The organism is Anaerorhabdus sp. (assembly GCF_036657415.1).
Classification (GTDB): Bacteria; Bacillota_I; Bacilli_A; order Erysipelotrichales; family Erysipelotrichaceae; genus Anaerorhabdus.
Window position 1 is genome coordinate 17841 of sequence record NZ_JAVXGL010000010.1, and the last position, 24523, is coordinate 42363.

Consider the following 24523-nt stretch of genomic DNA (forward strand, 5'->3'; position numbering starts at 1 on the left):
TTAAAAATATCCTTTTTTTATATATTTACTTAAATCTGCAAAATAGTTTTCAATTAATTGATCTTCTTTATAATTAATGCTCTTTGCGATTGTCAGCATTTTTTCTATTTTTTCTTTCTTTGATTCACAAATCAAAATATATGAAGTAGCAAGCTTACCAGTTGGAACCACAATACTTGTAGCTTTAACCATATTCGCAACTTTACTTAAACACTTATTTGAATTTGCTTGAATTATTTTTGTCTTGTCATCGAAGTGCCCAAATACCGTATCACCAAAACCTTCAGTATCGATTGGCCCTTCAATATCAATTAAACAATCATAGTTACTTAAATGCTCATTCAAGAAATTAATCATTTCATTTCTTGAACTTGTAGAATTTGGGAATTCAGTAACATCCTTATATCCTTCAACTTTTTTACTCGCTAAAATTGCATCTGTTTCAACTTCTTTGAATTCAGTTTCTAGTAAAATGCTTAGTCCTTTTTCAATTAAATCTATTCTCTTCGAAATCAACCCAATTGATGGATAGAATTCAATTCCATCAGTTGATTTTCTATTGTATTTTTTCATTTCATCTTGTTCAATTAATGGACAAATTAAACCAAACAAATTCAAGGCCATAGAAGGAGCTAAAACTGATCCTCCTCCATCTGTGCCTATCCCTAAATCGTTAATACCTGCAAACACATTAATTGCTGTCCCGCTTGAAGAACCTGTCATAGGTCTTGCAGTGATTGGGTTCATTAAATTAACATCTATCGCTCTTCCACCTAATGAATGCGCATCTAAAGTATGTAATAAAAAATTGCTATTCGCTAATTTTGTTACAAGCGTTCTTGGTATTTGTTCTACATCTTTAACACCTATGTAGTGAACCTGATCAATATTTTTTTCATCCAATGTGTCAACGATATTTCTAAAGACATAGTTAACACTTTTATATGGATTTTCTATTGCGACTAGTGTTTTTTTGAAAAGTTCTTTACTTTTTTCTAATGAATTATTCTTGCACATTTTTAAGTAACTCTTTCATGATAACAGGTATTACTGTATGAGCCGCTTCTGGTACAAAGCCAAACGCAATTTTACCATCGGCAATCGCTTTAACTATTTCTTCGTCATCCAATACTTTACCAACCATCGCAACAGAAATACATTTGTCATAGCCAAGCATCGCAATCGCCATCGCCAACGCTCCCCCTGCTCCTGTTTGGCAAGAACCCAAATAGTAATCTGCAGTTTTGTTTTTAACTGCCATTGCTGCTTGTAAGTCTCCTAAAATTTTAACTTCAACTTTTCCTTCACCAAACTCTTCAATAAGTTTTGCATTTTCATTTTTACTCAATTGTCCGCCTACGACTATTTTCAACATAATTTTTCTCCTTTTTTTATGTATTTATTATACAAAGATAATGCAGCTCGTGCTGCATTATCCTTTATCCTACTAATGGAAATCCTATTAAGAATAATAGGTTAACTAAAATACCCATAGCTATTGTTACAACAGGACCTACAGCCAATGGAATCAAGAAAGGCTTTTTAGCAGTTTTATTCAACATCCATGTTACCATTACAGCCATTGATCCAACGTACCCAAGACCAATCATAGCCATGATTGAATTTGATGCGATAAATCCACCAACAAGTAATGCAACTTCAAGAATTTGACTCATTGCATTTCTAATATGATCACCCATCTCACGTAAAGCTGGGAATGTATCCAATAACTTACCAATACTTCCTAATACAAATGTTTCTAAGATTACTGTTAGTGCTCCAGCTACAAATGCCACAACCGCTAGAACTACTGGACTTAAACCAAATGATGCCGCGAAGAATCCTACCGCAATAACGAAATATGAACCTGCTGGTGAGAACACTCCTGTAACTATTGCTGTTGTATAAACTAACGGAATATATCCAATTGCTCTAACCAAAGCAACTAAAGCAGCTTCAGTATACTGACCATTTAATGCTAATGGACCCGAAATAACATCACTTGTTAATAATAATGTTGCAGCTGCAGCTGAGATTAATCCACCCATAACCGCAAATAATGGCCAACTTTTTTTAATACGCTCAACATTATTTGAAAACATATTTGATATACCTTCATCTGCTGAGGCACGATCTTTTACACTAGCACCAAAGAAAATCATTGTTAATGTACCCGCTAACATCGCCATACCATCAGCATTCAATGATAGTTTAGCTACATCACCAATTGAGATAATACCAAATTTCTTAATCAATAGATAAGTAACGAATGTGATAACACCTGTGATAATACCTTTTTTCAAACCATGTTGGTAACCTACTGCAATTACTGGGAAAACTGAGAATGTCGCAACTACAATTGTTGAAACATTTCCTAAACTACCTAGGAAATTAACTGGTAGCATTTGGAAGAATGAATTGATTGAACTCATTGCAGCTACTACTAAAATTCCATAAACTGCACCAATAACTCCAGATAAAATTGTTCCTGTTTTTGTGTCTGGACACCATGTCCCAATAATGTCACCCATCAATAAGAATGTGTGAATAATAATAATTCCCATTGCGATTGAATTTGTAAAACCAAATCCAACAATTAACCCAAAGCTGACCGCAAAAGAAGTTGCAGCTAACCCTTTTCTATCAATACCTCCATTAAAATATTCGGCAAATATCGGTCTAAAACCATCATTGTAAACTGCCAAACTCTTGTTTGCTAATATTGATGATAAAGCACCAATACAAGCGGCTAAAAAGTAATCCATACTATCCCCTTTCCAATATACCGTATTTAGTATATTCAACTTACATACATCATAGAGTACTTCTCCATCTTTGTCAACACGAAAAAATTACCCCTAATAACTAGGAGTAATTTTACCTTCTAAGACTAACTTTTGAATATTCATTACTGTTTCAATATCAATAATTTCATTCAATAATGAAATTATTTCTTCTTTATCTCTTCTTACCACAATAACCGCTTCAGTATCCGCCACGTTTTCCGTTTTCACCGATACATAATTAATATTAACAATTTTATCAGTTACTTCATCTTTATTCCATACAGCCGCATCAATGTCTCCCTCGATAACACGAGATAGAATTTGCGAATAATCAACCGGTATGAAATCTACCTTTTTCCCTCGACACACTTCTTCCGTCAATTCTTTTTGGTCAATTGAGTCCACGTCAATGCCAACTCGCATGCCATCTTCAATTGTCTTTGCCTTGGGATTATTGAAAATAACTACGTGTTCACTTAAGTAAGAATGAGGTCCAAACGATTTCACAATTACTATCGAATCATTTGTTTTCATGAATTCATCTGCAGCATATTTTGATACTACGGCATAATCATATCGATTCGTAAGTAACATTGAGATTCGGTTTCTCGCACCTCTCATATAAGCCATACTTACCGGAATATTATAATGATTCTCCATCGCTACAATTAATCCTGAAGCAAATCCCTCATATTTTTTAGAGTATGGAAGTGGCATAGCTCCAACGATACTTGTAATGTTTGCAATCTCTAATAGAATCAAAGTATTCTTCTTCACAAGGTATGTGCCCATATGACCTCTTGATTCAAGTTTAAGTGCACCTGTTGTTTGAAGTAAACTCAATGAACTTTGAAGAGTTCCTCTTCCAATATCAAGTTTCTCACTCATATCTGTTACTGTAGGTATTTTAGTTCCAACTTGGTATTTCAAAAATTCTCTCGCTAAACGAAGAGCTGCTAATCCATTTTTACTTAACAATAATTGTTGATAATCCATATATTTACCTATGCCTTGGTATCATTATAGCAAAGCAAATCTTCAAAAACAATTTTGTTATCTTTACTTTATACTCCAAATTCCTTTGTTTTGCTCTTTTGCAGTCTTCTCACCAATCTGCACAACATCAGTGTATTTATAGTCATCATAAAGATATTTCACTTCCGCAAGTCCTTCACGTACAAGTTTTTCTTGAAGCAATACACCATCTACCCAAATCCAAGCTAATGTTCTTCCATACTTGTCTTCTTTCGTTTCCTCATACTCTAATTTTATTTCTTGAGCACCTTTTAAAATATCACAAGCATAAACACTCGCTTCCTCACCAAAAGGATCGGCAGGTGTATTACCTTTCGCGATTTCAGGTGCATCAATCGCAAGAAAACGAACCTTTTTATCTTCACCACCAAGATTAAAATGTGCTGTATCTCCATCAATACAACTAATTAATGTAACTTGATCTTTTGGCGTTGTGTAGCCATTGTATATCTCATATGCAGAAAACAATAAAAATAGAATTAACAGTATTCCTAAATACTTACTATTTTTCTTTTTCATCATCTCTTTTTTTATTTTCTTACTTGTTATCATTTTATCACCATTGACTATTGTACACTAAATCAAAAATTTAATGTATCCTTAACAATTTAAAAACTGGATTTTACTCCAGTTTCTTACTAATCCTTTGTTTGTTGAATAATGTCTATCAATGTTTCTTTTGGTGCAGCTCCTGGTAAATACCCCAATAATGTTCCATCAGGTTTATACACAAATGAAGTAGGATATCCTGTGACACCATATAAACTAGATATCGCTCCATCTTCATCAAAGAGGAACGTCATATCTTCATAGCCATTCTCCGCAATAAACTTTTCAATTCCTGTTTGATCGGTTTCTTGACCATAATTCGGTCTTGTAACCACCAAGATTTTAAGCGACTCATCTTCTTTTTGAAGTTCCTGTAGAATTGGCAGTTCTTGTTTACAATACGTACACCATGTCGCAAAGAATGTTACAAAAACAGTATCTCCTTTGTAATCGGTTAATGTATGGCTTTCACCGTGTTGATCGAGTAATGTAAAGTTATAAACTTCCATTTCATTCTCAGCAGTTTGAGTATTACCTTCATTATCAGTTGTTGGCGTTGGTGCGACAACTGCACTTTGTTTCTTTAACGAAACAATTTCAGTTGATGCATTCACAACCATCCAGCCACCCATAATTAAGATTAAAACTCCACCAATTGTTACTGTGTATTTCATAATGTTTTGATTCTTTTTTAATAAATTCAAAATTTCTTCTGTAAATATTCCCAACAATAAAAACATTAGTATAAAGCCTAAGGCATATGCAAGTATATATAAATTTCCAATCCATACACTTGTTGCATTAGCAGCTAAGATAAATGCACTTGATAACATTGGGCCAATACAAGGAGTCCATGCAAAACTAAAGAAGAACCCTAATAAGAATGCCTTTAAAAAATTCATCTTACTCAAATCCATTTTAATTGGAAGACGATATTCACCTTCTAACAATGGAAATCTTAGAATTTTTAAATGAATACATCCAAACACAATTAATAACATTCCACCAATCATCGAAAAGACTAATTGATACTCTAAGAAGAATTCTTTAAACGTTGATATTGATAAACCAGCGATAAAAAATACCATTGATATCCCTAATACAAAGAATAAAGATGTAAATAATACTTTTGAACGCTTATAAACTATATTCCCATTTTCATCAGTTGTTTTTGCATCAGCAGTTAAATAACCAATATACAAGGGAATCAGCGGGATTACGCAGGGTGAAAAGAACGATAACATTCCTTCCACAAACAGCGTTACAATCGTTGCCTGTGAACCCATAAAATCACTCCTAACTAATTACTTCAAAAATGCGAAGTACAGTAATACAATAACACCTAATATAATTCGATAATAGCCAAACACTTTGAAGTCATGTTTACGAACATAACTCATGAATGTTTTAATCGCAATAATAGACACCACAAACGCAGTTACCATTCCAACAACCAAAAGCATGATACCTGCAAAATCCAATGCAACTTTGAGTTTTAATAGCTTTAACAAACTTGCACCAAACATCATCGGAATCGCTAAGAAGAAAGAAAATTCTGCCGCAACTGGTCGAGCACACCCAAGTAAGACCGCCCCTAAAATAGTTGCCCCACTTCTTGATGTACCTGGTATTAATGCTAAAACTTGGAATATTCCAATGAATGCTGCTGTCTTATATGTTAATTGGCCAAGTGAATTGATTGTTGATTTATTTTTTCTTGATTCAATCCATAGAAACGCAAACCCATAAACAATTAAAGTAATTGCAACTGTTACTGAATTATATAAATACTTATCGATTATATCATCAAATAAGAAACCAATTATTGCTGCTGGTACTGCTGCAATTGCAACTTTATACCATAAATTCATTGTATTCTTAAAATGCTCAGGATCTTTTTTACTCTTTGCAAAAGGATTTAATTTTGAGAAGTATAATAAAAGCACCGCTAATATACTTCCAAACTGAATTACAACCATGAACATATTCACAAATTCTGTACTCATTTGCATTGGAATAAGCTCATTCACAATAATCATATGCCCTGTACTACTAATTGGTAACCATTCGGTAATCCCCTGAATTATACCCAAAATAATAGCTTTTATTATTTCTATAAAAATCATATATTTCCTCCAATTCCTCGCCACATTATACCATATTCCATGTATTAGTTTCTTACAATTTAGTAATCTTCTTTGAATAAACTATCGTTATAAAAAGCCAACAATTCTGTTAGCTTCATCTATTTATCTATTATTTTCTATAGTTTTCAGTAAGTAATTGAACTCGTTTCAATAGAATCAACGCAATTACTGCTCCCGCAAATCCTTGTACAATATTTGCTGGTACGGCTGAAAGAGAAACAATAGCACTACCATACATAATCCACTCTGTCACAAAATAGCCACCTACCATGATAATAATAGCCAAAGCATAGGCAGTCCATTTAATCTTTGAACCAAATTTTGCAAATAAGATTGAAATCACAACACCTTCTAATCCTTTTATAATAAGTGTTGGTATCGCATATTGTGCATATCCACCAATTACATCAGCCAAAGCACTACCAATTCCACCCACAACAAATGCATGAAATGGATTCAATACGGAACAGAATAACATAATCATACTCTCTCCTAAATTGAAATACCCACCTAAACTATTTGGAACTTTAATATACATCGTTGTTACAAATACCAATGCCGCTGCTAACCCTGTAAGTGTAAATTCTTTTAATTGTTTATTCATTTTCTTCTCCCACACTATATTTGATAATTTTTTCTGCTACATCTTTACTACAAACTACACAAATTCTTCTACCTTTATCTTCATCTTTTAAAAACTCAACCGTACTTGTTTGTTTTAACATTTGAATGATTGATAAGTCTGAGTACGGAATAATACATTCTATTTCCTCTGTTGTTGGATATACCATTTCTTCAATGCGCTCCAACAACTCTTCAATTCCTTCATTTGTTTTAGTCGAAACATAAATACCATCATTTTTTGTTCGTTCATCAATTAAATCACATTTATTATAAACATTGAGTATTGGAAGTTGATTCGCTTCAATTTTTTTCAATACATCCATTGTCGCAATTTCATGATATTCAATTTGTGTACTACTTGAGTCAAATACTTGAACTAAACAGTCTGCTTCTTTTATCGCAGACAATGTACTTTTAAATGCTTCAATCAAGTCTAAAGGAAGATTTGATACAAATCCAACTGTATCAAATAACAAAAATTCTTTACCACTGGCAAACTGTACTCTTCTAACACTTGTGTCCAATGTTGCAAACAACATATCTTTCTCAAATACTTGTTTATCTTCTTGTGAATGATTAATTTTCAAAAGTGCATTCATCAATGAAGATTTTCCTGCATTTGTATATCCAATCAACGCAACCATTGGCAAATTCGATTTAATTCGTTGTGCTTTTTGAATATTTGTTTGTGTTTGGAGTGCTTTTAACTCTTTCTTCAAGTTGCTGATTCTTCTTTCAACTTCTCTTCTTTTGAGTTCTAAAGATGTTTCACCTTTACCCCTATTTTTGACTCCTGATCCACCACGTTGTTGATCACCATGATTATCTGAGTAAATAAGTCGTGGTAGTTCATAGCGCAATCTAGCCATTTCTGTTTGAATTTGTGCTTCACGTGTACGTGCACGAATTGAAAAAATAGTGAGAATCAATCCTGTTCTATCAAATACATCACAATTACAAATTGCAGCTATATTACTGATTTGTAATGGCGATAAATTATTATAAAAGACAATATTTTCTATTTCTAGTTTCTCACACAATTCATTGATTTCAATTAATTTTCCACTACCTACACACGTTTGCCGATCAACCGTGTCTAAATTTTGGAGAATAACTTCAATCACTTCATAATTACATGCTTCACATAGACGCTTACACTCTTCAATTTCTTCAGCAAAAATCGCTGTTGATTTAGAGGTGTTAACACCAACTAAAATAACTTTTTCCATTAACACACATCCTTTCAACTTTTTCTAGTATACTACTAAGTATTTCAAAAAACCACTTTAGTTATATACAAGTACCTTAAGAATTCAAAAAACCATAAAAACATGCATTTTCCTTTGTTTTTAAGCAAATTTACTGCTTTACTTTTCTAGAAATGTGCTAAAATTAAACCATGGAGGATATATTAATTATATGGCAGACATTACTAAAACAAAAAAAGTATTAGCTGAAGAATTAGCTACTGAAATGGGAGTAACAAAGAAAGCTGCAAATGATGCTGTTAACTTCATCTTTGCTCAAATGACTAAAACTTTGAAAAAAGGTGGAACTGTAGATATTAACGGTTTCGGTAAATTCACTGTTAAGAAAAGAGCAGCACGTGCAGGTATTAACCCATTAACTAAAGAAAAAATTAAAATTAAAGCTGCTAAGGTTCCTGGATTTAAAGCATCAAAAACTCTTAAAGACGCTGTAAAATAGTAAAATAAAATGATAAGTAGATTAACTCTACTTATCATTTTTTATTATATCGTTCCTCAAAATCTTTAACTGTCATTGGTTTTGCAAAATAATAACCTTGTATCAAGTCACAACCCATTTTTTTAAGTAAGTCCACTTGTTCTCTACTTTCAACACCTTCAGCTACTGTTTTCATATTTAGATTCTTTGCCATTTCAACAATACTTCTAACAATTGAATAGGCACGTTTGTTTTCGTCATCATTTATTTTAAAGAAAATACCATCAATTTTTAATGTGTCTGCTTGAATTTCTTTTAAACGATTCAAAGAAGAATATCCACTTCCAAAATCATCAACTGAACAAGTAATACCTAACTCATGTATTCGATTTATAAAATTTATTATGCGTTGGGTATCTTTATAAATAGCACTCTCTGTAATCTCGAATTCGATATATTCAGTAGGAACTTTATATTTTTGTATCATAAAAATATAGTCATCCAAGAAATTGGTTTTTTCAAAATTCAACTGTGATAAATTGACAGATATCTTAACACATTTTTTATCTTCTTCAATCCATCTACTAATTTGTTTACAAGTTTGTTCAAAAATATAATGATCCAGATGAAGAATAAATCCATTTCTTTCAAAAAGTGAAATAAACTCATTTGGATAAATCATTCCATATTTTCCATGCCATCGAACTAATGCTTCAGCTCCCACCATTTCTTCACTATCTGTTGAATATTTTGGTTGAAGATATAGTTTGAAATCTTCATTCTTAAGTGCATCTTCCATTAAATCTTCTATTTCTTTTTCACGCATTAATTCTAAATTATACTCTAGATTGTAAATACTATAGCGTGTTCGTGTACCTAGACTTATTTGATTACCCGAAAGACTGAATTTTGCACGGTCGATCATTAGCTGACAATTACTTTCAGGATCTTCTTCGACATTTACAATGTAGACGCCATAGTTGATAACTGGTGGACTAATTTCAAATTTGTTATCACGTAGACTATCAGAGAATTTATCGCCCCATTCTTCAAAGCGTTTTGCAAGTTCACTTTCATTTGTATAATTCAAAAATAATATGAAATGATCCGCAGACATTCGACCAATCAATTCATCATCCGCAAGACTCTCTTTAAAAATAGCGTTTAAAATTACAAGAACACCATTACCGACTTCTCTACCGAAAAGTTCATTTACTATCCTAAATTTATCAAGATTTGTATAAACAATTGCATGCCTAGAATTGTGTTTAAATCGCAAATGTTTTTCCACGGATAAAATAAAATGTTGAGTTGTGCTTGTTTTTGTAAGTGAATCAACAAACGCTATTCTTTCAATCTCTTTCTTACCTTTAAAATAACGATAATAAAGCATGATTGATAAACCCATTCCAATAAATATCACAAACCCTAAAAACATATAGGTACTTGTCATAAATAGTTTGGTTTGCGCATTTACAACATCAACTACTACGGATACTACAAAATACATCTTTTCAATGCCAATAGGACTGTATGACACATATTCGCGCTTACCATCAATTTCTAGGATTACATCACCGAATTTATTTTCACTAATATCCTCCTTCATTTGAACAATTGATTCCTCGTTTTGAGTTGCACTCTTCTCAGCCATTCTAAAAAAATTATAATCTCCCACACCAGTAACATCAGTAACATTTGAAACAACCAGTGTCCCATTTGGTGTCATAATATTTATCTTTGCCATCTTATCAAATGCATCGATATTAATATTTTTTTCAAAAATGTTTAAATCATATACTGTCGATATTCCTACGATTTTTCTACCATTTAACAAAAGATCATCAATCGCCTTAGAAAAAATTAACACTCTTTGATCATTAGAATCTGATGCTAAGTAAACGGAGTTAACTCTTTCATCTACTGTAGATGAAATGAATTTCTGTCCTGTCCCTATTACTTCATCACCTTCTGATGTATAAATTTCGCCATTTTCACCAATTACAAATACATCGATAAAATTCCATAAATCCTTTTCTCTTTCAGCTATCGCAAAGAATTTATCAAACGTTTCTATATTTTCGTCAATTGCACTCATATATAGAATTTCTAAATAATTAAAATTATATTTTATTTCTTTCGCAACACTACTACTCATTTGATTTGATAACTCATTTAAGTAGTAGCGATTTTCTTTCTCAAATGTCGTATTCAAATAAGAGAAATACATAAAGCTAATACCTGTTAAAATTAAGCCAAAAACAACAATAACTGCTAATGCAATCACTGTTGTTTTATTAGTTTTTATTCTAAAATTGTTTGGTTGTTTCATGGGTATGTTCTCTCTTCTTCTTTATTATAGAATTTAGTTGTATGAGAATCAAGGATTACGCTTTAGACCTACCAGCCACCACCAGATGAGCCACCAAATCCGCCACCCGAGAAGCCTCCGCCGCCGCCAAAGCCGCCGCCACCAAATCCACCACCTCCATTAGGAAATGATCCTCCGCCAGAAGATACTTTAACTGGTGGAATTGGGTTTTGAACAACATTCATATGACGTGTCATTGAATGAATCATATAGTAATTAAACATCATTGAGTTTGAACCTACATACCATGTTGGTGGTTCTAACTCAAAATCTTTGAAGTGATTACTCCATACATCACTTAATCCTAATGCATAAGCATAAGGAAGAATATGATAGAAATATTGTGGATCTTCTTTAACTAACATATCTAAACGATCTTTCTCTGCGACACGAATAAATTCTTTTAATCCTAAAACTTGACCGAAATATCGTACTCCTTTAGGCGTTCTTTTTAACATAAAGTTAGATATGAAACAAATTAAAGCAGTAATGACAAAAATCAAAATAAGTAATACATATTGAGAAACTCCTAATATCGTTATTGTAATGAAACATCCAAGGAATACTACTCCAATAACTACAATGCCCGCAATTAATAGACCAAATTTACTTGCACTATCATCATGCCAACGTTGCACACCAATATTTTGGATACTTGATCCAATAAGAATAAACACCATAACTAGTGCAAAGGCAAGAATCGCACCTAGTGAACTATAGGTTGTTGTATAAACCGCAATCGCCATGAATACTGATAACGGAATTGCCGCAAGTAATCCTACAATCGTTCGCAATGCAAATGATTGTGTTGTATAAATCTTATTTGCTTTTAATTGGAAATATTCTCTAACCGCAATCTTAGATTGTGAAAATTCATCATAAATATCACCAGATAGTTCTGAAGCTGTTATTTCTTCTTTATTTTTAAACATACCTTTGAATAAAATCTTTTCATAATGGTGTGCAGTTTCATCCAAGTCTTTAATTTTTTTAAATGTTAAGTCTTTTTTAGTTTCTTCAATTGTAATATAACCTTTATTCGCCCAATCAAAGATTAATGAAGTTACATCGCGATTATCGACACTACCATCAATAACATATCCAACTCCAGCACTACTCAAACCAGCAGGCGCTTTGAATTCAACAGTTTGAACAACTTTGTCATCCTTACCATATTTATAGAATAAAAGGATAGCCCCTAATAGAAGTACAACTCCAAACCCAACTGAGAAAATGTACCATTCAGAGTAGGTTGGAAATGCAAAATAATTTTCTGGTAAATCAAGTTTTACCGTGATCGCATTTCCACGAGGAAGTGTTCCTGTATAACTTCCTTCAATTACATTACCATTAACTTGGTATGTTAAATTGCTATCAACATTTTGTCCATCAGTATAGAAATAAAGTTTACTTGCATCAAAATCTTTAGGCATAGTTATCTTAAACGTAACACCATTTATATTCGTATCCCAATTATCAGAAATAATATTTTGATAAAATGATTGAATACCATTTAAATCCAAATCCTTCGCATGAATATCATATGAAATTTTATATGTTTCAACTGGATCAGCATAATAATCTCCACTTCCTAATCGAATCGCAATTCCATATTCTTGATTATCAATTTCTTTATCTTGATTTGATAAAACTTTTACATTGCTTATTGGAAACTTATAATCACGCACATAAGTCTTTCCATCAACATTCCACTTTACATCTTTATATACTGTCGGTATATGAATATAAATACCATGCAGTCTCTCTCTAAAACTTACATTCAATGTTTCCGTTACATGATACGTTCCATCTTCCTGTACAACAATTTGAACATCGTAATGATCGATATCAAATCCTTCTTCTGCATGCACAATTTGCGTTGTACAAAAGAACAAGAAAACAGATAAAATTGTGAATACTATTTTTTTTATTCTACCCATTGTTACCTCCTAAAAATAAAATATCGCATGCGCGATATTTTAAAATTGAACTTTCACGTTTTCACGTTGCGCTTCGTCAGTTACTTCGAACATAGGTTTTCTACGGAAACCAAATATTCCCGCAATTAAATTACTTGGGAACATTTCACAACGATTGTTGAATTCTTTTACTACACCATTGTAGTATTTTCTAGAACTAGCAATTTCGTCTTCCATTTGTTTAAGTTCTGTTTGAAGTTGAATAAAGTTTGTATTTGCTTTTAAATCAGGATAACTTTCAGTAAGTGCAAACAAACGTCCCATTACTCCAGCTAAGCCTTTTTCAGCATCAATTTTATCTTCAATTGTATTGGCTGAAGCTGCTTTATTTCTTGCGTTAATTACCGCCTCAAGAGTTTCACTTTCATGCTTTGCATAACCCTTTACAGTTTCAACTAAATTTGGAATTAAATCATAACGTTTCTTTAGGTAAACATCCATTGTGGAAAATGCTTCCTCAACTTTGTTCTTCCAGGTAATAAATGTGTTATAAGTTGATACTACCCAAACAAGTAATAAGACTACAATAACAATAAGTGCTATCCACATAAAATTTCTCCTTTTTTGTATAACACATATTATAGCACAACCATAATAGAAAAACTATTATATAAACTGGAGTACTATTTGATATAGAACCTCAAGAACACCGCAACAAATCATGACTAAAACAGGATCTTTTTTAAATTTACGTAATAAAATCATAGCTAGTACGAAATAAGCAATTGACCGTACCTCAATATTATTCAAGGCAAAGAGAATTGTTCCACTTGTGAAAATTGTTGGAACTAAGATAATAATTCCTGCTGTCGCAATCATCGCAACTACCGCTGGTCTTAACACCTCTAAAACACCTTGTAAAATAGATAGATTCTTATACTTGTTATAAAGCCATGCAAGAATTGTTACGATGATACATGAAGGTAAAACATTACCTAGGGTCGCAACGATTGATCCTGGTATACCTGCTACTTGATTACCTACAAATGTTGCGGCATTAATCGCAATTGGACCAGGAGTCATCTGAGAAATGGTAATTAAATCTGTAAATTCTTGTAATGTGATCCATGCAAACTTATCCACAACTTGTGCTTGAATAAGTGGTAGTGCTGCATATCCACCACCAAAACTAAATGCCCCAATTTGCAAGAAGACTAAGAAAAGATCAAATAATATCATACTTGTATACCTCTTTTCTTTTCGCGAATAATTGTACGCACTACACCAAATAATCCTACTGTTATAATGATATAGACAACATTTAATCCAAATACATAATTAGCTACAAACGCCAAAATCATAATTCCAATAAGTACAAGATTCTTTGTCTTTACTACATCATTGCCCATATCATAAACAACAGAAACAATTACCGCTGCCACACCCGCTTGCATTCCTTTAAGTACTGCTTGGATATAGATATTTTGTTTAAAAGACTCATAAAAAAAAGAAATTGTCGTTAATATGATGAAGGGCGGTAATACTGCCCCTAATATTGATAATAGTACTCCTGGTATTCCACCTAATTTAAAACCTACTACAATTGCACCATTTATTGCGATTGGACCTGGTGCTGATTGTGCAATCGCAGCCAAATCTAACATTTCTTCTTCATCTATCCAATGCAATTCATCTACAAACTTACTTTTCAACAAGGTGATAATGACATATCCCCCACCAAAAGTGAAAGCACTCAAATATAATGTTGAAATAAATAGTTTAAAATAAACATTTTTTTTCACGTTGAACTCCCCCATCTGTGCTAATTATAGACCTTGTACTTTAATAATTAAAATACTATAATTCTATTATATTAATAGCCAATTAGCTATAAGGAGAAAATCATGACTATCCGCCATATCGAAATATTCTTAGCCGTATGTTCTGCCGATAATAATATTACAAAAGCATCCCATAAATTATGTATTAGCCAGCCCTCTGTAAGTGTCGCAATACAAGAAATTGAAAAGGATTATGGAATCCTCTTATTTGATCGAATTGGAAAACGTTTATTTCTAACTGAAGCCGGACAGAAATTCAAAGACTACGCATTAAGAATATCTTCCATCATTGATGATATGGACAAGCAATTAAGAAATTGGGATTCATTTGGAATATTACGAATTGGGTCTAGTATTACTATTGGTTCACAATTCATGCCTTACTTTGTAAAAGAATTTTCATCACTTCATCCCTACGTAGATATTAGAGTATCAGTAGAACCTTCTAATTTACTAGAAGAAAGATTATTACGAAATGAAATCGATTTAGCTTTTGTAGAGACTCCCATCCATGCATCCAGTCTAGTTGCAGTACCTTTCTCTGATGATGAATTGACAATCATCTGTTCAAAAGATGCACCATTTAAAAACAATCAAGTATTATCCCTTGAAGAATTTAAACAACAAAAATTCTTATTGCGTGAACTAGGAAGCGGTACTCGTGAAGTATTTGATCAAGCTTGTAAATTCGCAAAAATTGCAGTTACCCCTACTTGGGAAAGTACAAGTAACACTGCATTGATTAACGCAACAATTAAAAATCTTGGTATAGCGATTATCTCCAAGCGATTAATTCACGAGGTATTATCTAGGGATGATATCAAACAATTAATAGTAAAAGAACTTCAACTAAAACGTTCTTTCTTCATCATTCAACACAAAGATAAAGTACTTGCAACTTTGCAAAAAAACTTTATTGAAATATGTAAATCTTCCCATCTCTAGATATTCAATTCAATTGCACTACTACCAATATTGATATATAATAAACATGTTTCAACTGGGGTTGTCATGGTTTCGACAGGTTTATGTTTGATTTAAACTGCAGTGGAGTGGTGACCTTATCACCAAACAAAAAATAACTGGAAATAATAACAGATTATCTTTCGCTGCATAGTTGCCTAACAACAGGCCGCAGCGCCCTATCTTAAAATTGTCATTAGTTTTAATTTAGTGTACTCTTAATGAATAAGGTGAAGTCTAGCTTGGCGATGGATCCCGACAATTCTTACAAGCAAATTCAATCATCGTTGGCTTGCTTCGTTGTGATTGTCTTACTAATAGCAAGATAAACTGTAGACGTTTAAATGTGGGACTACTCTTGGACCGGGGTTCGACTCCCCGCAGCTCCACCAATTTAAGAAAATGCGATAGTTCTCATATCGGTTAGCCTTTATATTAAAGGCTTTTTTTTATGTTTAAATTACGCCACTTTTCTTTCATTCTTTGATTTATCTCTCTTATTTGATATAATACTAAAAAGTATAATATATTATAACGGAGAAATTATGAACGATATAAATCACAAAAAAAGAGGATTTACATTAATAGAGCTAATAGTTGTTATTGCAGTATTAGCTGTTTTAGCTTTACTTATTGTACCTAACATTACAGGCTACATTGAATCTTCTCAAAAAGTAACGTGTCAAGATAATATAAATACAATTATGCGGGCATACAAACAGGAAACTGCACTGGATACAAAAGTTTCTCTTGAAGAAATTGTGAATAATACAGATGGTACCTACTTTGCTGGTGCTGCTTCTTGTCCAAAGTCTCATAAAAAGTATGAAGTACTTTATGGCTATGGTATATATTGTGATGAACATAAGATTAGTTCCTTTGGAACTCTCACCATCTATGATGAATACATTGCAAAAGAAATGGCAGATTTAAACAAAAAAATAAATGCGTGTGGAACTGATAAGCAATGTATAAAAGATTTACTCGGTGTAGAATTTAAAAATAATGATATAATGCGTGAATATATTTTCAAAAAGAATGGTAATACTTGGGGGATGATTGATCCTGAGACACTTAAAAATGCTGGAATGGCTGGCACATGGTACTATCAACCATTCTATGCAGAAGGAAGTTGGACTGAAATATTATTTGCTTCAACAAACAACACTTCATCTGCAGGTTGGAACTCTGACTTATATTTCTTTGAAGGACAATGGTATAAGAAAAAAAGAGAATATAGATTCTCTCTTCCTTCACTGAATGGATTATCCACTGAGGCAATTCGCAATACATTTAATAACTCAAGTAACTTTGAAAAAATTAAGTAAAGAATCAACTCGCGTTGATTCTTTTTTTCACTTCATTTTGTGTCCAATATATAATTGCGCCAATTACTAAGATAAGTAATCCCACCGCAACAATTTGGAATGTAAATCCTGTTAATAGATATGCACTTGATACTAATGCAAGAATTGGTACAGTATATCCAAGTGGAACTTTAAATCCTGTGTCTCCACCTTTTTCGCGCAACTTCATCATTGCCAAAATACTTGGAACATTATGTAGGAATGATATAAATACCGATAACGAAATAAGATACATAAAGTCACCACTCACCACTAAAATTATCGCAAAAGCAAAGGTAACAATACTACTGATATAAGGTGCTCCATATTTATTTTTCTTTAAGAAACAACTTGGTAATAGTTCTTTTTCAGCCATGGATGATGCAATTACAGGAGCATCAAACGCAAACGAAATCGCAAGACCTCCAATTGAAACTAACATACCAATAATAATGATATTATAACCAAACCCGCCCCAAATTTGCTTGAAAGCCATCGCTGCTGGTAAAGTTTCCCCAGATAATGATGTACCAAGAATTCCAATACATACAAATGTGATTAGGCCATAAAGAACCGTACTTGTTAAAATTACAGTAACTAATGCTAGTGGAATATTACGTTTTGGATTTTCCATTTTAGCAGCTGCGACGGGTAGAAATGAAAAACCAATAAAAGCGTAGAATATAACGCTCAAGGCTTTCGCAAAATCAGTAAATACTGTTGAAAATGTATGTGTTCCTGCTGGCAAAATAATATTTAAATTCTCTGGTCTAACAAAAAATAGCCCTACTACAATGAATAAAATGATTATTGCTAACTTAGTTGTAGAAGAAATATTATTGAGTACTTTCATAATCAATGTTCCAAACAAATTGGCAATAAACAATAAAACCAATATGCCAATACCTACTAGATTATAAATCATTGGGTCTTTTAATGCAGGCATTACTCCTTGTAAAGTAGTCAAAAAGGCTGATGTTTCTGCAGCTAGAATTGTCACTGATAGAAACCAAATACTAAGTCCTACTTCAAATCCTGAAAACTTGCCAAATGCTTTATATACATACAACCATGCCGCACCATCTTCGCTATATCGCGATGCCAGTTCAGCATAACACAAGGCAATCATCAATACCATGAAACTAGTAAATAAGATAACTAAGAGGCTTGAAACCGCCATATCTTGGTATAACTTGCCTGGTAATAAAAATATCCCTGACCCAATGATTCCATTTATTCCTAACAAAAATATACTTGTAAATCCTATTTTCTTCGTCATGTCATTTCCCTTAGTCATTTAGGTACCACCCCTATGTATCTTTCTATAAAAAATGATAATTTCTTTATTCCTACTTTACAAGTCTAACGATTTTAGGTTTAACTTATATAAAATCTTGCCACAATACATGAAAGCAGTTAGTATTGTACAAGTTCAAGATAAACATAAAATAAAGTTAGGAGAACAGTTATGATATCACTCTCAAGTAGGCAAATTGAAATTGTGCAGTTTCTTATGCAAAAAACTGATTACATAACTATTGATGTTTTATCATCAATGTTTTCAGTAAGCCCTCGAACAATTCGATATGATTTAGACCAAATTAGAGCTTTTCTAGACGAAAACAAAATAAGCTTTGAAACTAAACCAAATCGTGGTTCCAAAATCAATGTATCCCCTGAACAACTGTCACACCTTAAATCAATTTTATTTTCATCAAAAGTTTTAAGTCGTGATGATCGTGTTTTGGTTCTCTCACTTTGTTTACTCATCCACCAACAAGTAACTTATGATTCACTCGCAGAATTATGTTCTGTTAGTAAGCAAACAATAATCACTACATTTGTACAAGTTGAGAAAAACTTTGCAGATTATAATATTGATTTGCAAAAAATCAAAGGACAAGGAATTGTCATTGTAGCTGATGAGTATACTATTAGAAATACATTTATCCGTCTAGTATCAAAACTATCATTTGAAAAATGGTTATTTGATTCAATACTTTCTACTTTATACAAAAATCCAGAGTTAACAGAAGCTATAGAAATTATTAAATCAATTGAAAGTGAAATGAAAGTTAGTTATCTAGACCATGAGAAAATCAAAATTATTCTTTGCTATTGCATTCATCGTTTCAACCATGGCTACTCTTTCACACAAGGTAAAACTGAAAGTGATTTTCAAAAAATTAAAAATCAGCCAGACTTTAATTCAATGATGAAATCTCTATCCCCTTTCCATTATAGCGAAGATGAAAAGATTTACTTCTGTTGGCTATTTATGAATGAAAAGAATACTCAACTTGATAACAGTGAATACAACGAAGATAAAGAAGCAAATGAAATTGCTAGATTCTTAATTGATAAACTTCGACAACTACAACCATTGGATGAAGAAGTTCGAACTTATTTTACAAAAGGGTTATCTATGCATTTAAAAGTAGCAATCTATCGTATTAGAAATAATATTGCTATACAAAATGAGCTTCTTGATCAAATTAAAATTAGTATTCCATTGATTTATGAATATACCAAGAATCAATTAATTGTTTTAGAGAAAACATATAACTTAGAATTTGATGAAAATGAAATCGCATATATTGCTATGTATATTGCTTCTGCCTATGAAAATAGTTTAAAAGTTGATATGCAAGTCAATGTATTACTTGTTTGTTCATTTGGAGTTGCAACATCCTCTATACTACGAACACGAATTGCTCAAATCATTCCTGAGTGTAACATTATAGGTCCTTTATCAAAAACAGATGCCGAGAAATATATTCAACTAAATACTGTGGATATGATTATCAGCACCAATGAAATGAATTTTAGTTCTGTACCTGTAATCTCAGTTAATCCACTCTTGTATCCCGATGATGTTGACTATATTAAGACAAGACTATTTCAGTTGTCTTATTCACAAATGTGTAATCACTTTCTACAGTCCTATGCAGATATTGATAAAGACAATTTCTCAAAAACGTACATTCATGATTTAGTTGATGCGGAAAATATACAAATTGTAGAAGACTGTGCTAGTTGGGAAGATGCAATTCAATTAGCTGCAAAACCATTATTAGATAAACATATTATTGAACCTAGGTACGTTGCAAAAATGATTGATGCTGTAAATAAATTAGGAACATACATGGTATTGGTTCCTGAAACTGCCTTTATTCATGCTGGAACTGAAGATGGAATTAAACATAACTGTACTTCTATCTTAATTCTTAAAAAACCACTTACCTTTGGAAACAAGAATTCCAAGATTGTACGTAACTTAGTCATTCTTGGCATAAAAAATAAAGATGAGAATTCTCTACTTGATCTTGTCTATATTTTTGAAAAGAAAACAAATTTAGAAATTTTAAAATCTGACCATATCACTAAAGATATTGTCTATGACTTACATGATTAGGAGGGTATTTATGCAAGAAGTAATTAACATGAGAAATATTAGAAATCATATTGAGGCTAACACTTGGCAAGAAGCTATCCAAGAAGCTGGTAATCTTCTTATTGAAGACAATAAAATAACACAGAATTATGTTGAAAGCATGATTCATAGTGTCTATGAAATGGGACCTTATATGGTCTTAATGCCGGGTTTTGCATTAGTACATGCGGCACCAAGTGAAGCAGTTAAGGAAAGTTCTATTTCACTGATTACACTTAAAAACCCTGTGACTTTTGGAAGTCCAAATGATCCTGTATCTGTCATTCTTTGCTTAGCTTGTGTAGATAAAACATCACATATGAATAGTCTACAAGTAATTGCAGAGAAGCTGATGGTTGAAGGTATGATTCAAAAACTAGCGAATTGTAATTCGAGCGAAGAATTATATTCGCTTATTAATCACAATTAGAAAGGAGGATGTCATGGCTACTATTAAGATTCAAACTGTATGCGGATTTGGATGCGGTTCTTCACTCATGTTGAAAATGAAAGTTGAAAGTATTATTAAAGAACAAAATTTTGATGCTGAAGCATTCTGTAGTGATGTCGGAACTTGTTGCTCCAATGACTGTGATGCTATTTTCATTTCAAAAGAATTAGCCGAACGCATCGAAGGCCGTGCAACAGTACCTGTAGTTGTTATCGAAAACTTCATGAATAAAACTGAAGTTGAAGAGAAAACTATTAATTTTCTAAAATCATTCATTAAATAAGGGAGGAAATTCAAATGATGAGTATATTTAATTTTATTATTAATGAGATCTTCAATCAAGGCGCAATCTTCTTAGCATTGATCGCTTGTATTGGACTAATTCTTCAAAAGAAATCATTTACTGATGTTGTTAGGGGTACAATGATGACAGCAATTGGTTTCTTCGTATTAAACGCAGGTACAGGACTAATTACTGGAAATTCAATTAATGGTATTGCAACTGCATTTAATACTATACTTCCTCAATCAGCTACACCAGCTTCAGTTGATATTGGTGGTATTTATGGTACTCAAATCGGTATCGTAATGGTATTGGCATTCGCAATCAACTTATTATTCGCACGTTTCACAAAATGGAAATCTGTTTTCTTAACAGGCCATATGTTATATTGGTTCCCATTTGTATTTATCGCTGCAGGTGTTAATGCAGGATTAACAGGAACTAAACTAATTGTTCTTGCAACTGTATTTACTGCAACTTATATGATTGTATCACCTAACTTAATGCGTCCATTTGTTAAAGAAGTAACTGGTGATGATTCATTCACAATTGGTCACCCAACTACTGTTCTTTCTATAATTTCTGGTCTTCTTGGTAAAGTGGTTGGTAACAAAGAACAATCTACAGAAAAACTTGTTTTCCCTAAATCATTAGGTTTCTTACGTGAAGTATCAATTACAGGTTCAATCGTTATTTGTTTAACATATATTGTTATTGCGATTATTCTTCAAGTAAATGGATTTGATCCAGCAGTTGTTTGGGGATATGCAGATGGTACAACTGGTATCTTCACATACATCTTCACTCATTCAATCTACTTTGGTGTTGGTGTAACTGTAATGCTTCAAGGTGTTCGTATGTTAATCGGTGAAATCGTTCCAGCTTTCAAAGGTATTGCTGAAAAAGTGGTACCAGGTGCTATTCCTGCATTAGATGCTCCTGTTATTTTCGGATATGCTCCAAATGCATTAATTCTTGGATTCATTGTTGCGATGATTACTTCAACAATTACAATTATCTTAACTGCTGGTATGTTCCCAACTGTTATCATTCCACTCACATTCACTTGTTTCTTTGAAATTGGATGTGCAGCAATTATTGGTAATGCTACTGGTGGTATCAGAGGATGTGTCATTGGTGCAGCTGTTTCAGGAATTATCATGGTATTGCTTGTTGGATTTGGATCTTACTTCTTCAACAACACAATTCAATCTTGGATGCTAGTTTATGGTGGACAAGACTTCTCACTATGGGGAATTCTTGAAGGCTTAGTGGCTTCATTTATTCGTTAATGAAAAGAAAGCATTCCTTCGGAGTGCTTTCTTTCTTAGAATTTTCCATTGATAACTTATTACACAAGGAGGATACTTATGAATTTTGATTATTTAAAGGAAATAAAAAACTTAATTGCTACAATTGAAAAAGATGAAATGCAACACATGGAAGAATGTACACAATTATTAGCTGATGCCGTCTTAAATAAAAAATCTATTTACATTTTCGGTGCAAGTCACGCTGGAATATTAAGCCAAGAAATGTACTATCGTGCTGGTGGATTAATGTTGATCAATCCGATTTTCGGTAGAGAAGTTCTACTTGATATTTCACCAATTACTCATACAAGCAAAATGGAAAGACTTGTAGGTTATGGAACATCCATCGCTGAAACAGTTGATTTCAAAAAAGATGATGTATTACTTGTTCACTCTGTGTCAGGAAGAAATCCTGTTACTATTGAGATAGCAAAATATGCAAAAGAAAAAGGATGCAAAGTAGTTGGTATTACAAACCTATCCTATTCTAAGTCTGTAACTTCACGTCATCCTTCTGGAAAAAACATGTATGAATATTGTGATGTTGTTCTTGATAACCATGGTGATATTGGAGATGCTTGTGTAAGTATTGAAGGACTTGAACAAAAAGTAAGTCCAACTTCCACAGTCATTGGTTCTATTATGCTCAATACAATTGTAGCTGCAGTAACACAAGCACTCGTTAATCGTGGTATGGAACATCCTCCTATTTTCTATAGTGCTAACTTAGATGGCGGAGATGAACTTAATCAAAAACTTTACGAGGAATATAAAGATTCTATTCATTATAAATTCTAAAATAAAGCTCAGTTTAGTTTTTAACTTAAACTGAGCTTTTACTTACTAAATTACTTGAGTATGTGTGGCACCTAAACGAATTGCTAATTTACATAATTTATTTGCCTCTTGTTCAGAGGTAATTGTATTCCCAATTTCTTTTATGCCTTCTTCTCTTACACCGAAAGGACGATACCGTAATAGTTTATAAATTGTTTTGTCTTGAATTATTTTACTGACCTCTTCCACTGTTTTTTTATTTTCTTGCGGACTATTAGGCAATAAAACAGTTCTTACTTCTGCTAACTTATTTGCCTGAACTAAGTATGTCAAATTACTTAAAACACTTTCATTAGATACTCCTGTTAAATATTCATGAAACTTATTATCTACTGCTTTCACATCCAACATAACCCCATCGCTTATATCCAATAATTCTTTATAATCTTTAAAGTCATGAAAACCATTGGAATCAATAAGACATGTTAAGCCCTCTTTTTTGGCTTTTTTGAATAACTCTAAGAGAAAATCTGGATGATTCATACATTCCCCACCACTTACAGTTATTCCTCTGATAAACCCTTTTTGTTTACGTATTTCTTTCATCAATTCATCTGTTGACATCATTCTAATTTTAGGCGATGCCATATGTTTGCATATCTTTATGCATGTATCACAATCAACACATTTAGTTTGATCCCATACAACTTTTTTCTTTACAACTGTTAATGCCTTTGTAGGACATGTTTTAACACAATCCCCGCAATGAATACACATGTGTATTGTTTCTGGATTATGGCAATATAAACATGTAAAAGGACACGATTGTAAGAAAATAGAAGTTCTATTCCCTGGACCATCTACATTTGAAAATGGAATAATTTTATTTACCGGCGCTTTAATCATATTTATTACCTCCACTCTATTTTATCATCTTTATAAATTAAGCGTACATACTTTTTATTTAACTAAAAGTATAAAGTACTATTTTATGAAGTT

Annotated in this window: 24 protein-coding genes and 1 other RNA gene; 9 read left to right on the plus strand and 16 right to left on the minus strand. The window is 32.5% G+C overall.

Going from position 1 to position 24523, the window contains the following annotated elements; all coding sequences use genetic code 11:
- From RSB60_RS02580 to hflX, 9 genes are all read right to left on the minus strand, one after another.
- Positions 1-1017 carry an amidase family protein gene (locus RSB60_RS02580; RefSeq protein WP_332614396.1) on the minus strand — a complete coding sequence of 339 codons (1017 nt, stop codon included), beginning with the start codon at positions 1015-1017 and terminating at the stop codon, positions 1-3.
- Positions 1004-1375: a DUF2620 domain-containing protein gene (locus RSB60_RS02585; protein ID WP_323381051.1), complete on the minus strand. Its 372-nt coding sequence runs from the start codon at positions 1373-1375 to the stop codon at positions 1004-1006. The genes RSB60_RS02580 and RSB60_RS02585 overlap by 14 nt, the downstream gene beginning before the upstream one ends.
- A gap of 64 nt (positions 1376-1439) precedes the next feature.
- Positions 1440-2765: a YhfT family protein gene (locus RSB60_RS02590; protein WP_323381050.1), complete on the minus strand. Its 1326-nt coding sequence runs from the start codon at positions 2763-2765 to the stop codon at positions 1440-1442.
- A 93-nt stretch (positions 2766-2858) separates the two neighbouring features.
- Positions 2859-3782, minus strand: coding sequence for a GntR family transcriptional regulator YhfZ (gene yhfZ, locus RSB60_RS02595; protein ID WP_323381049.1), 924 nt, complete (start codon positions 3780-3782; stop codon positions 2859-2861).
- Positions 3783-3845: 63 nt separating this feature from the next.
- Entirely contained in the window at positions 3846-4373 is a 528-nt protein-coding gene (locus RSB60_RS02600; RefSeq protein ID WP_332614399.1) for a thermonuclease family protein, read from the minus strand.
- Positions 4374-4459: 86 nt separating this feature from the next.
- The gene (locus RSB60_RS02605; RefSeq protein WP_332614401.1) at positions 4460-5656 is read right to left on the minus strand and encodes a cytochrome c biogenesis protein/redoxin; all 1197 of its coding nucleotides are present in this window, start codon (positions 5654-5656) and stop codon (positions 4460-4462) included.
- A gap of 18 nt (positions 5657-5674) precedes the next feature.
- A complete protein-coding gene (locus RSB60_RS02610; RefSeq protein ID WP_323381046.1) occupies positions 5675-6496 on the minus strand; it encodes an undecaprenyl-diphosphate phosphatase in 822 nt (273 codons plus the stop codon).
- A gap of 130 nt (positions 6497-6626) precedes the next feature.
- The gene (locus RSB60_RS02615; RefSeq protein ID WP_323381045.1) at positions 6627-7121 is read right to left on the minus strand and encodes an ECF transporter S component; all 495 of its coding nucleotides are present in this window, start codon (positions 7119-7121) and stop codon (positions 6627-6629) included.
- Positions 7114-8370, minus strand: coding sequence for a GTPase HflX (hflX, locus tag RSB60_RS02620; protein ID WP_332614403.1), 1257 nt, complete (start codon positions 8368-8370; stop codon positions 7114-7116). The genes RSB60_RS02615 and hflX overlap by 8 nt, the downstream gene beginning before the upstream one ends.
- 190 nt (positions 8371-8560) lie before the next feature.
- On the opposite strand from hflX, the gene RSB60_RS02625 reads away from it, so the two are divergent.
- On the plus strand, positions 8561-8848 hold the full coding sequence (locus tag RSB60_RS02625) for an HU family DNA-binding protein (RefSeq protein WP_323381043.1): 288 nt from the start codon (positions 8561-8563) through the stop codon (positions 8846-8848).
- Between the two features lie 34 nt (positions 8849-8882).
- On the opposite strand, the gene RSB60_RS02630 is transcribed toward RSB60_RS02625, so the two are convergent.
- The 5 genes from RSB60_RS02630 to RSB60_RS02650 all read right to left on the minus strand — a co-directional run bounded on the left by RSB60_RS02630 (position 8883) and on the right by RSB60_RS02650 (position 14919).
- Complete coding sequence (locus tag RSB60_RS02630) at positions 8883-11159, minus strand: bifunctional diguanylate cyclase/phosphodiesterase (protein ID WP_332614405.1); 2277 nt, start codon at positions 11157-11159, stop codon at positions 8883-8885.
- A 68-nt stretch (positions 11160-11227) separates the two neighbouring features.
- Entirely contained in the window at positions 11228-13138 is a 1911-nt protein-coding gene (locus tag RSB60_RS02635; protein ID WP_332491207.1) for a DUF2207 domain-containing protein, read from the minus strand.
- A 39-nt stretch (positions 13139-13177) separates the two neighbouring features.
- Complete coding sequence (locus RSB60_RS02640; protein ID WP_323381040.1) at positions 13178-13726, minus strand: LemA family protein; 549 nt, start codon at positions 13724-13726, stop codon at positions 13178-13180.
- Positions 13727-13783: 57 nt separating this feature from the next.
- A complete protein-coding gene (locus RSB60_RS02645) occupies positions 13784-14356 on the minus strand; it encodes a chromate transporter (protein ID WP_332614409.1) in 573 nt (190 codons plus the stop codon).
- Entirely contained in the window at positions 14353-14919 is a 567-nt protein-coding gene (locus tag RSB60_RS02650; protein WP_323381038.1) for a chromate transporter, read from the minus strand. The genes RSB60_RS02645 and RSB60_RS02650 overlap by 4 nt, the downstream gene beginning before the upstream one ends.
- A gap of 102 nt (positions 14920-15021) precedes the next feature.
- On the opposite strand from RSB60_RS02650, the gene RSB60_RS02655 reads away from it, so the two are divergent.
- The 3 genes from RSB60_RS02655 to RSB60_RS02665 all read left to right on the plus strand — a co-directional run bounded on the left by RSB60_RS02655 (position 15022) and on the right by RSB60_RS02665 (position 17249).
- Entirely contained in the window at positions 15022-15903 is an 882-nt protein-coding gene (locus RSB60_RS02655) for a LysR family transcriptional regulator (protein WP_332614411.1), read from the plus strand.
- Between the two features lie 57 nt (positions 15904-15960).
- Positions 15961-16313: a transfer-messenger RNA gene (gene ssrA, locus RSB60_RS02660) on the plus strand.
- 153 nt (positions 16314-16466) lie between these two features.
- The gene (locus RSB60_RS02665; RefSeq protein ID WP_332614413.1) at positions 16467-17249 is read left to right on the plus strand and encodes a prepilin-type N-terminal cleavage/methylation domain-containing protein; all 783 of its coding nucleotides are present in this window, start codon (positions 16467-16469) and stop codon (positions 17247-17249) included.
- A 4-nt stretch (positions 17250-17253) separates the two neighbouring features.
- Here the strand turns inward: RSB60_RS02665 and RSB60_RS02670 are convergent, their stop codons facing one another.
- Positions 17254-18564 carry an APC family permease gene (locus tag RSB60_RS02670; RefSeq protein ID WP_332614415.1) on the minus strand — a complete coding sequence of 437 codons (1311 nt, stop codon included), beginning with the start codon at positions 18562-18564 and terminating at the stop codon, positions 17254-17256.
- A gap of 171 nt (positions 18565-18735) precedes the next feature.
- Between RSB60_RS02670 and RSB60_RS02675 the strand changes: the two genes are divergently transcribed.
- The 5 genes from RSB60_RS02675 (at position 18736) to RSB60_RS02695 (ending at position 23545) form a co-directional block, all read left to right on the plus strand.
- The gene (locus RSB60_RS02675) at positions 18736-20682 is read left to right on the plus strand and encodes a BglG family transcription antiterminator (RefSeq protein WP_332614417.1); all 1947 of its coding nucleotides are present in this window, start codon (positions 18736-18738) and stop codon (positions 20680-20682) included.
- 10 nt (positions 20683-20692) lie between these two features.
- Positions 20693-21130, plus strand: coding sequence for a PTS sugar transporter subunit IIA (locus RSB60_RS02680; protein ID WP_323381772.1), 438 nt, complete (start codon positions 20693-20695; stop codon positions 21128-21130).
- 13 nt (positions 21131-21143) lie between these two features.
- Positions 21144-21434: a PTS sugar transporter subunit IIB gene (locus RSB60_RS02685; RefSeq protein WP_323381774.1), complete on the plus strand. Its 291-nt coding sequence runs from the start codon at positions 21144-21146 to the stop codon at positions 21432-21434.
- Between the two features lie 14 nt (positions 21435-21448).
- A complete protein-coding gene (locus RSB60_RS02690) occupies positions 21449-22726 on the plus strand; it encodes a PTS ascorbate transporter subunit IIC (protein ID WP_332614419.1) in 1278 nt (425 codons plus the stop codon).
- 78 nt (positions 22727-22804) lie between these two features.
- Positions 22805-23545 carry an SIS domain-containing protein gene (locus RSB60_RS02695; protein ID WP_332614421.1) on the plus strand — a complete coding sequence of 247 codons (741 nt, stop codon included), beginning with the start codon at positions 22805-22807 and terminating at the stop codon, positions 23543-23545.
- Positions 23546-23590: 45 nt separating this feature from the next.
- On the opposite strand, the gene RSB60_RS02700 is transcribed toward RSB60_RS02695, so the two are convergent.
- A complete protein-coding gene (locus RSB60_RS02700) occupies positions 23591-24430 on the minus strand; it encodes a YjjW family glycine radical enzyme activase (RefSeq protein ID WP_332614423.1) in 840 nt (279 codons plus the stop codon).
- Positions 24431-24523 lie beyond the last annotated feature (93 nt).

Bases quoted from the DNA above. Each gene is read 5' to 3' on its own strand.
- RSB60_RS02580 (WP_332614396.1), bottom strand. From the start codon at position 1,017: ATGTGCAAGAATAATTCATTAGAAAAAAGTAAAGAACTTTTCAAAAAA.
- RSB60_RS02585 (WP_323381051.1), bottom strand. From the start codon at position 1,375: ATGTTGAAAATAGTCGTAGGCGGACAATTGAGTAAAAATGAAAATGCA.
- RSB60_RS02590 (WP_323381050.1), bottom strand. From the start codon at position 2,765: ATGGATTACTTTTTAGCCGCTTGTATTGGTGCTTTATCATCAATATTA.
- yhfZ (WP_323381049.1), bottom strand. From the start codon at position 3,782: ATGGATTATCAACAATTATTGTTAAGTAAAAATGGATTAGCAGCTCTT.
- RSB60_RS02600 (WP_332614399.1), bottom strand. From the start codon at position 4,373: ATGATAACAAGTAAGAAAATAAAAAAAGAGATGATGAAAAAGAAAAAT.
- RSB60_RS02605 (WP_332614401.1), bottom strand. From the start codon at position 5,656: ATGGGTTCACAGGCAACGATTGTAACGCTGTTTGTGGAAGGAATGTTA.
- RSB60_RS02610 (WP_323381046.1), bottom strand. From the start codon at position 6,496: ATGATTTTTATAGAAATAATAAAAGCTATTATTTTGGGTATAATTCAG.
- RSB60_RS02615 (WP_323381045.1), bottom strand. From the start codon at position 7,121: ATGAATAAACAATTAAAAGAATTTACACTTACAGGGTTAGCAGCGGCA.
- hflX (WP_332614403.1), bottom strand. From the start codon at position 8,370: ATGGAAAAAGTTATTTTAGTTGGTGTTAACACCTCTAAATCAACAGCG.
- RSB60_RS02625 (WP_323381043.1), top strand. From the start codon at position 8,561: ATGGCAGACATTACTAAAACAAAAAAAGTATTAGCTGAAGAATTAGCT.
- RSB60_RS02630 (WP_332614405.1), bottom strand. From the start codon at position 11,159: ATGAAACAACCAAACAATTTTAGAATAAAAACTAATAAAACAACAGTG.
- RSB60_RS02635 (WP_332491207.1), bottom strand. From the start codon at position 13,138: ATGGGTAGAATAAAAAAAATAGTATTCACAATTTTATCTGTTTTCTTG.
- RSB60_RS02640 (WP_323381040.1), bottom strand. From the start codon at position 13,726: ATGTGGATAGCACTTATTGTTATTGTAGTCTTATTACTTGTTTGGGTA.
- RSB60_RS02645 (WP_332614409.1), bottom strand. From the start codon at position 14,356: ATGATATTATTTGATCTTTTCTTAGTCTTCTTGCAAATTGGGGCATTT.
- RSB60_RS02655 (WP_332614411.1), top strand. From the start codon at position 15,022: ATGACTATCCGCCATATCGAAATATTCTTAGCCGTATGTTCTGCCGAT.
- RSB60_RS02665 (WP_332614413.1), top strand. From the start codon at position 16,467: ATGAACGATATAAATCACAAAAAAAGAGGATTTACATTAATAGAGCTA.
- RSB60_RS02670 (WP_332614415.1), bottom strand. From the start codon at position 18,564: ATGACTAAGGGAAATGACATGACGAAGAAAATAGGATTTACAAGTATA.
- RSB60_RS02675 (WP_332614417.1), top strand. From the start codon at position 18,736: ATGATATCACTCTCAAGTAGGCAAATTGAAATTGTGCAGTTTCTTATG.
- RSB60_RS02680 (WP_323381772.1), top strand. From the start codon at position 20,693: ATGCAAGAAGTAATTAACATGAGAAATATTAGAAATCATATTGAGGCT.
- RSB60_RS02685 (WP_323381774.1), top strand. From the start codon at position 21,144: ATGGCTACTATTAAGATTCAAACTGTATGCGGATTTGGATGCGGTTCT.
- RSB60_RS02690 (WP_332614419.1), top strand. From the start codon at position 21,449: ATGATGAGTATATTTAATTTTATTATTAATGAGATCTTCAATCAAGGC.
- RSB60_RS02695 (WP_332614421.1), top strand. From the start codon at position 22,805: ATGAATTTTGATTATTTAAAGGAAATAAAAAACTTAATTGCTACAATT.
- RSB60_RS02700 (WP_332614423.1), bottom strand. From the start codon at position 24,430: ATGATTAAAGCGCCGGTAAATAAAATTATTCCATTTTCAAATGTAGAT.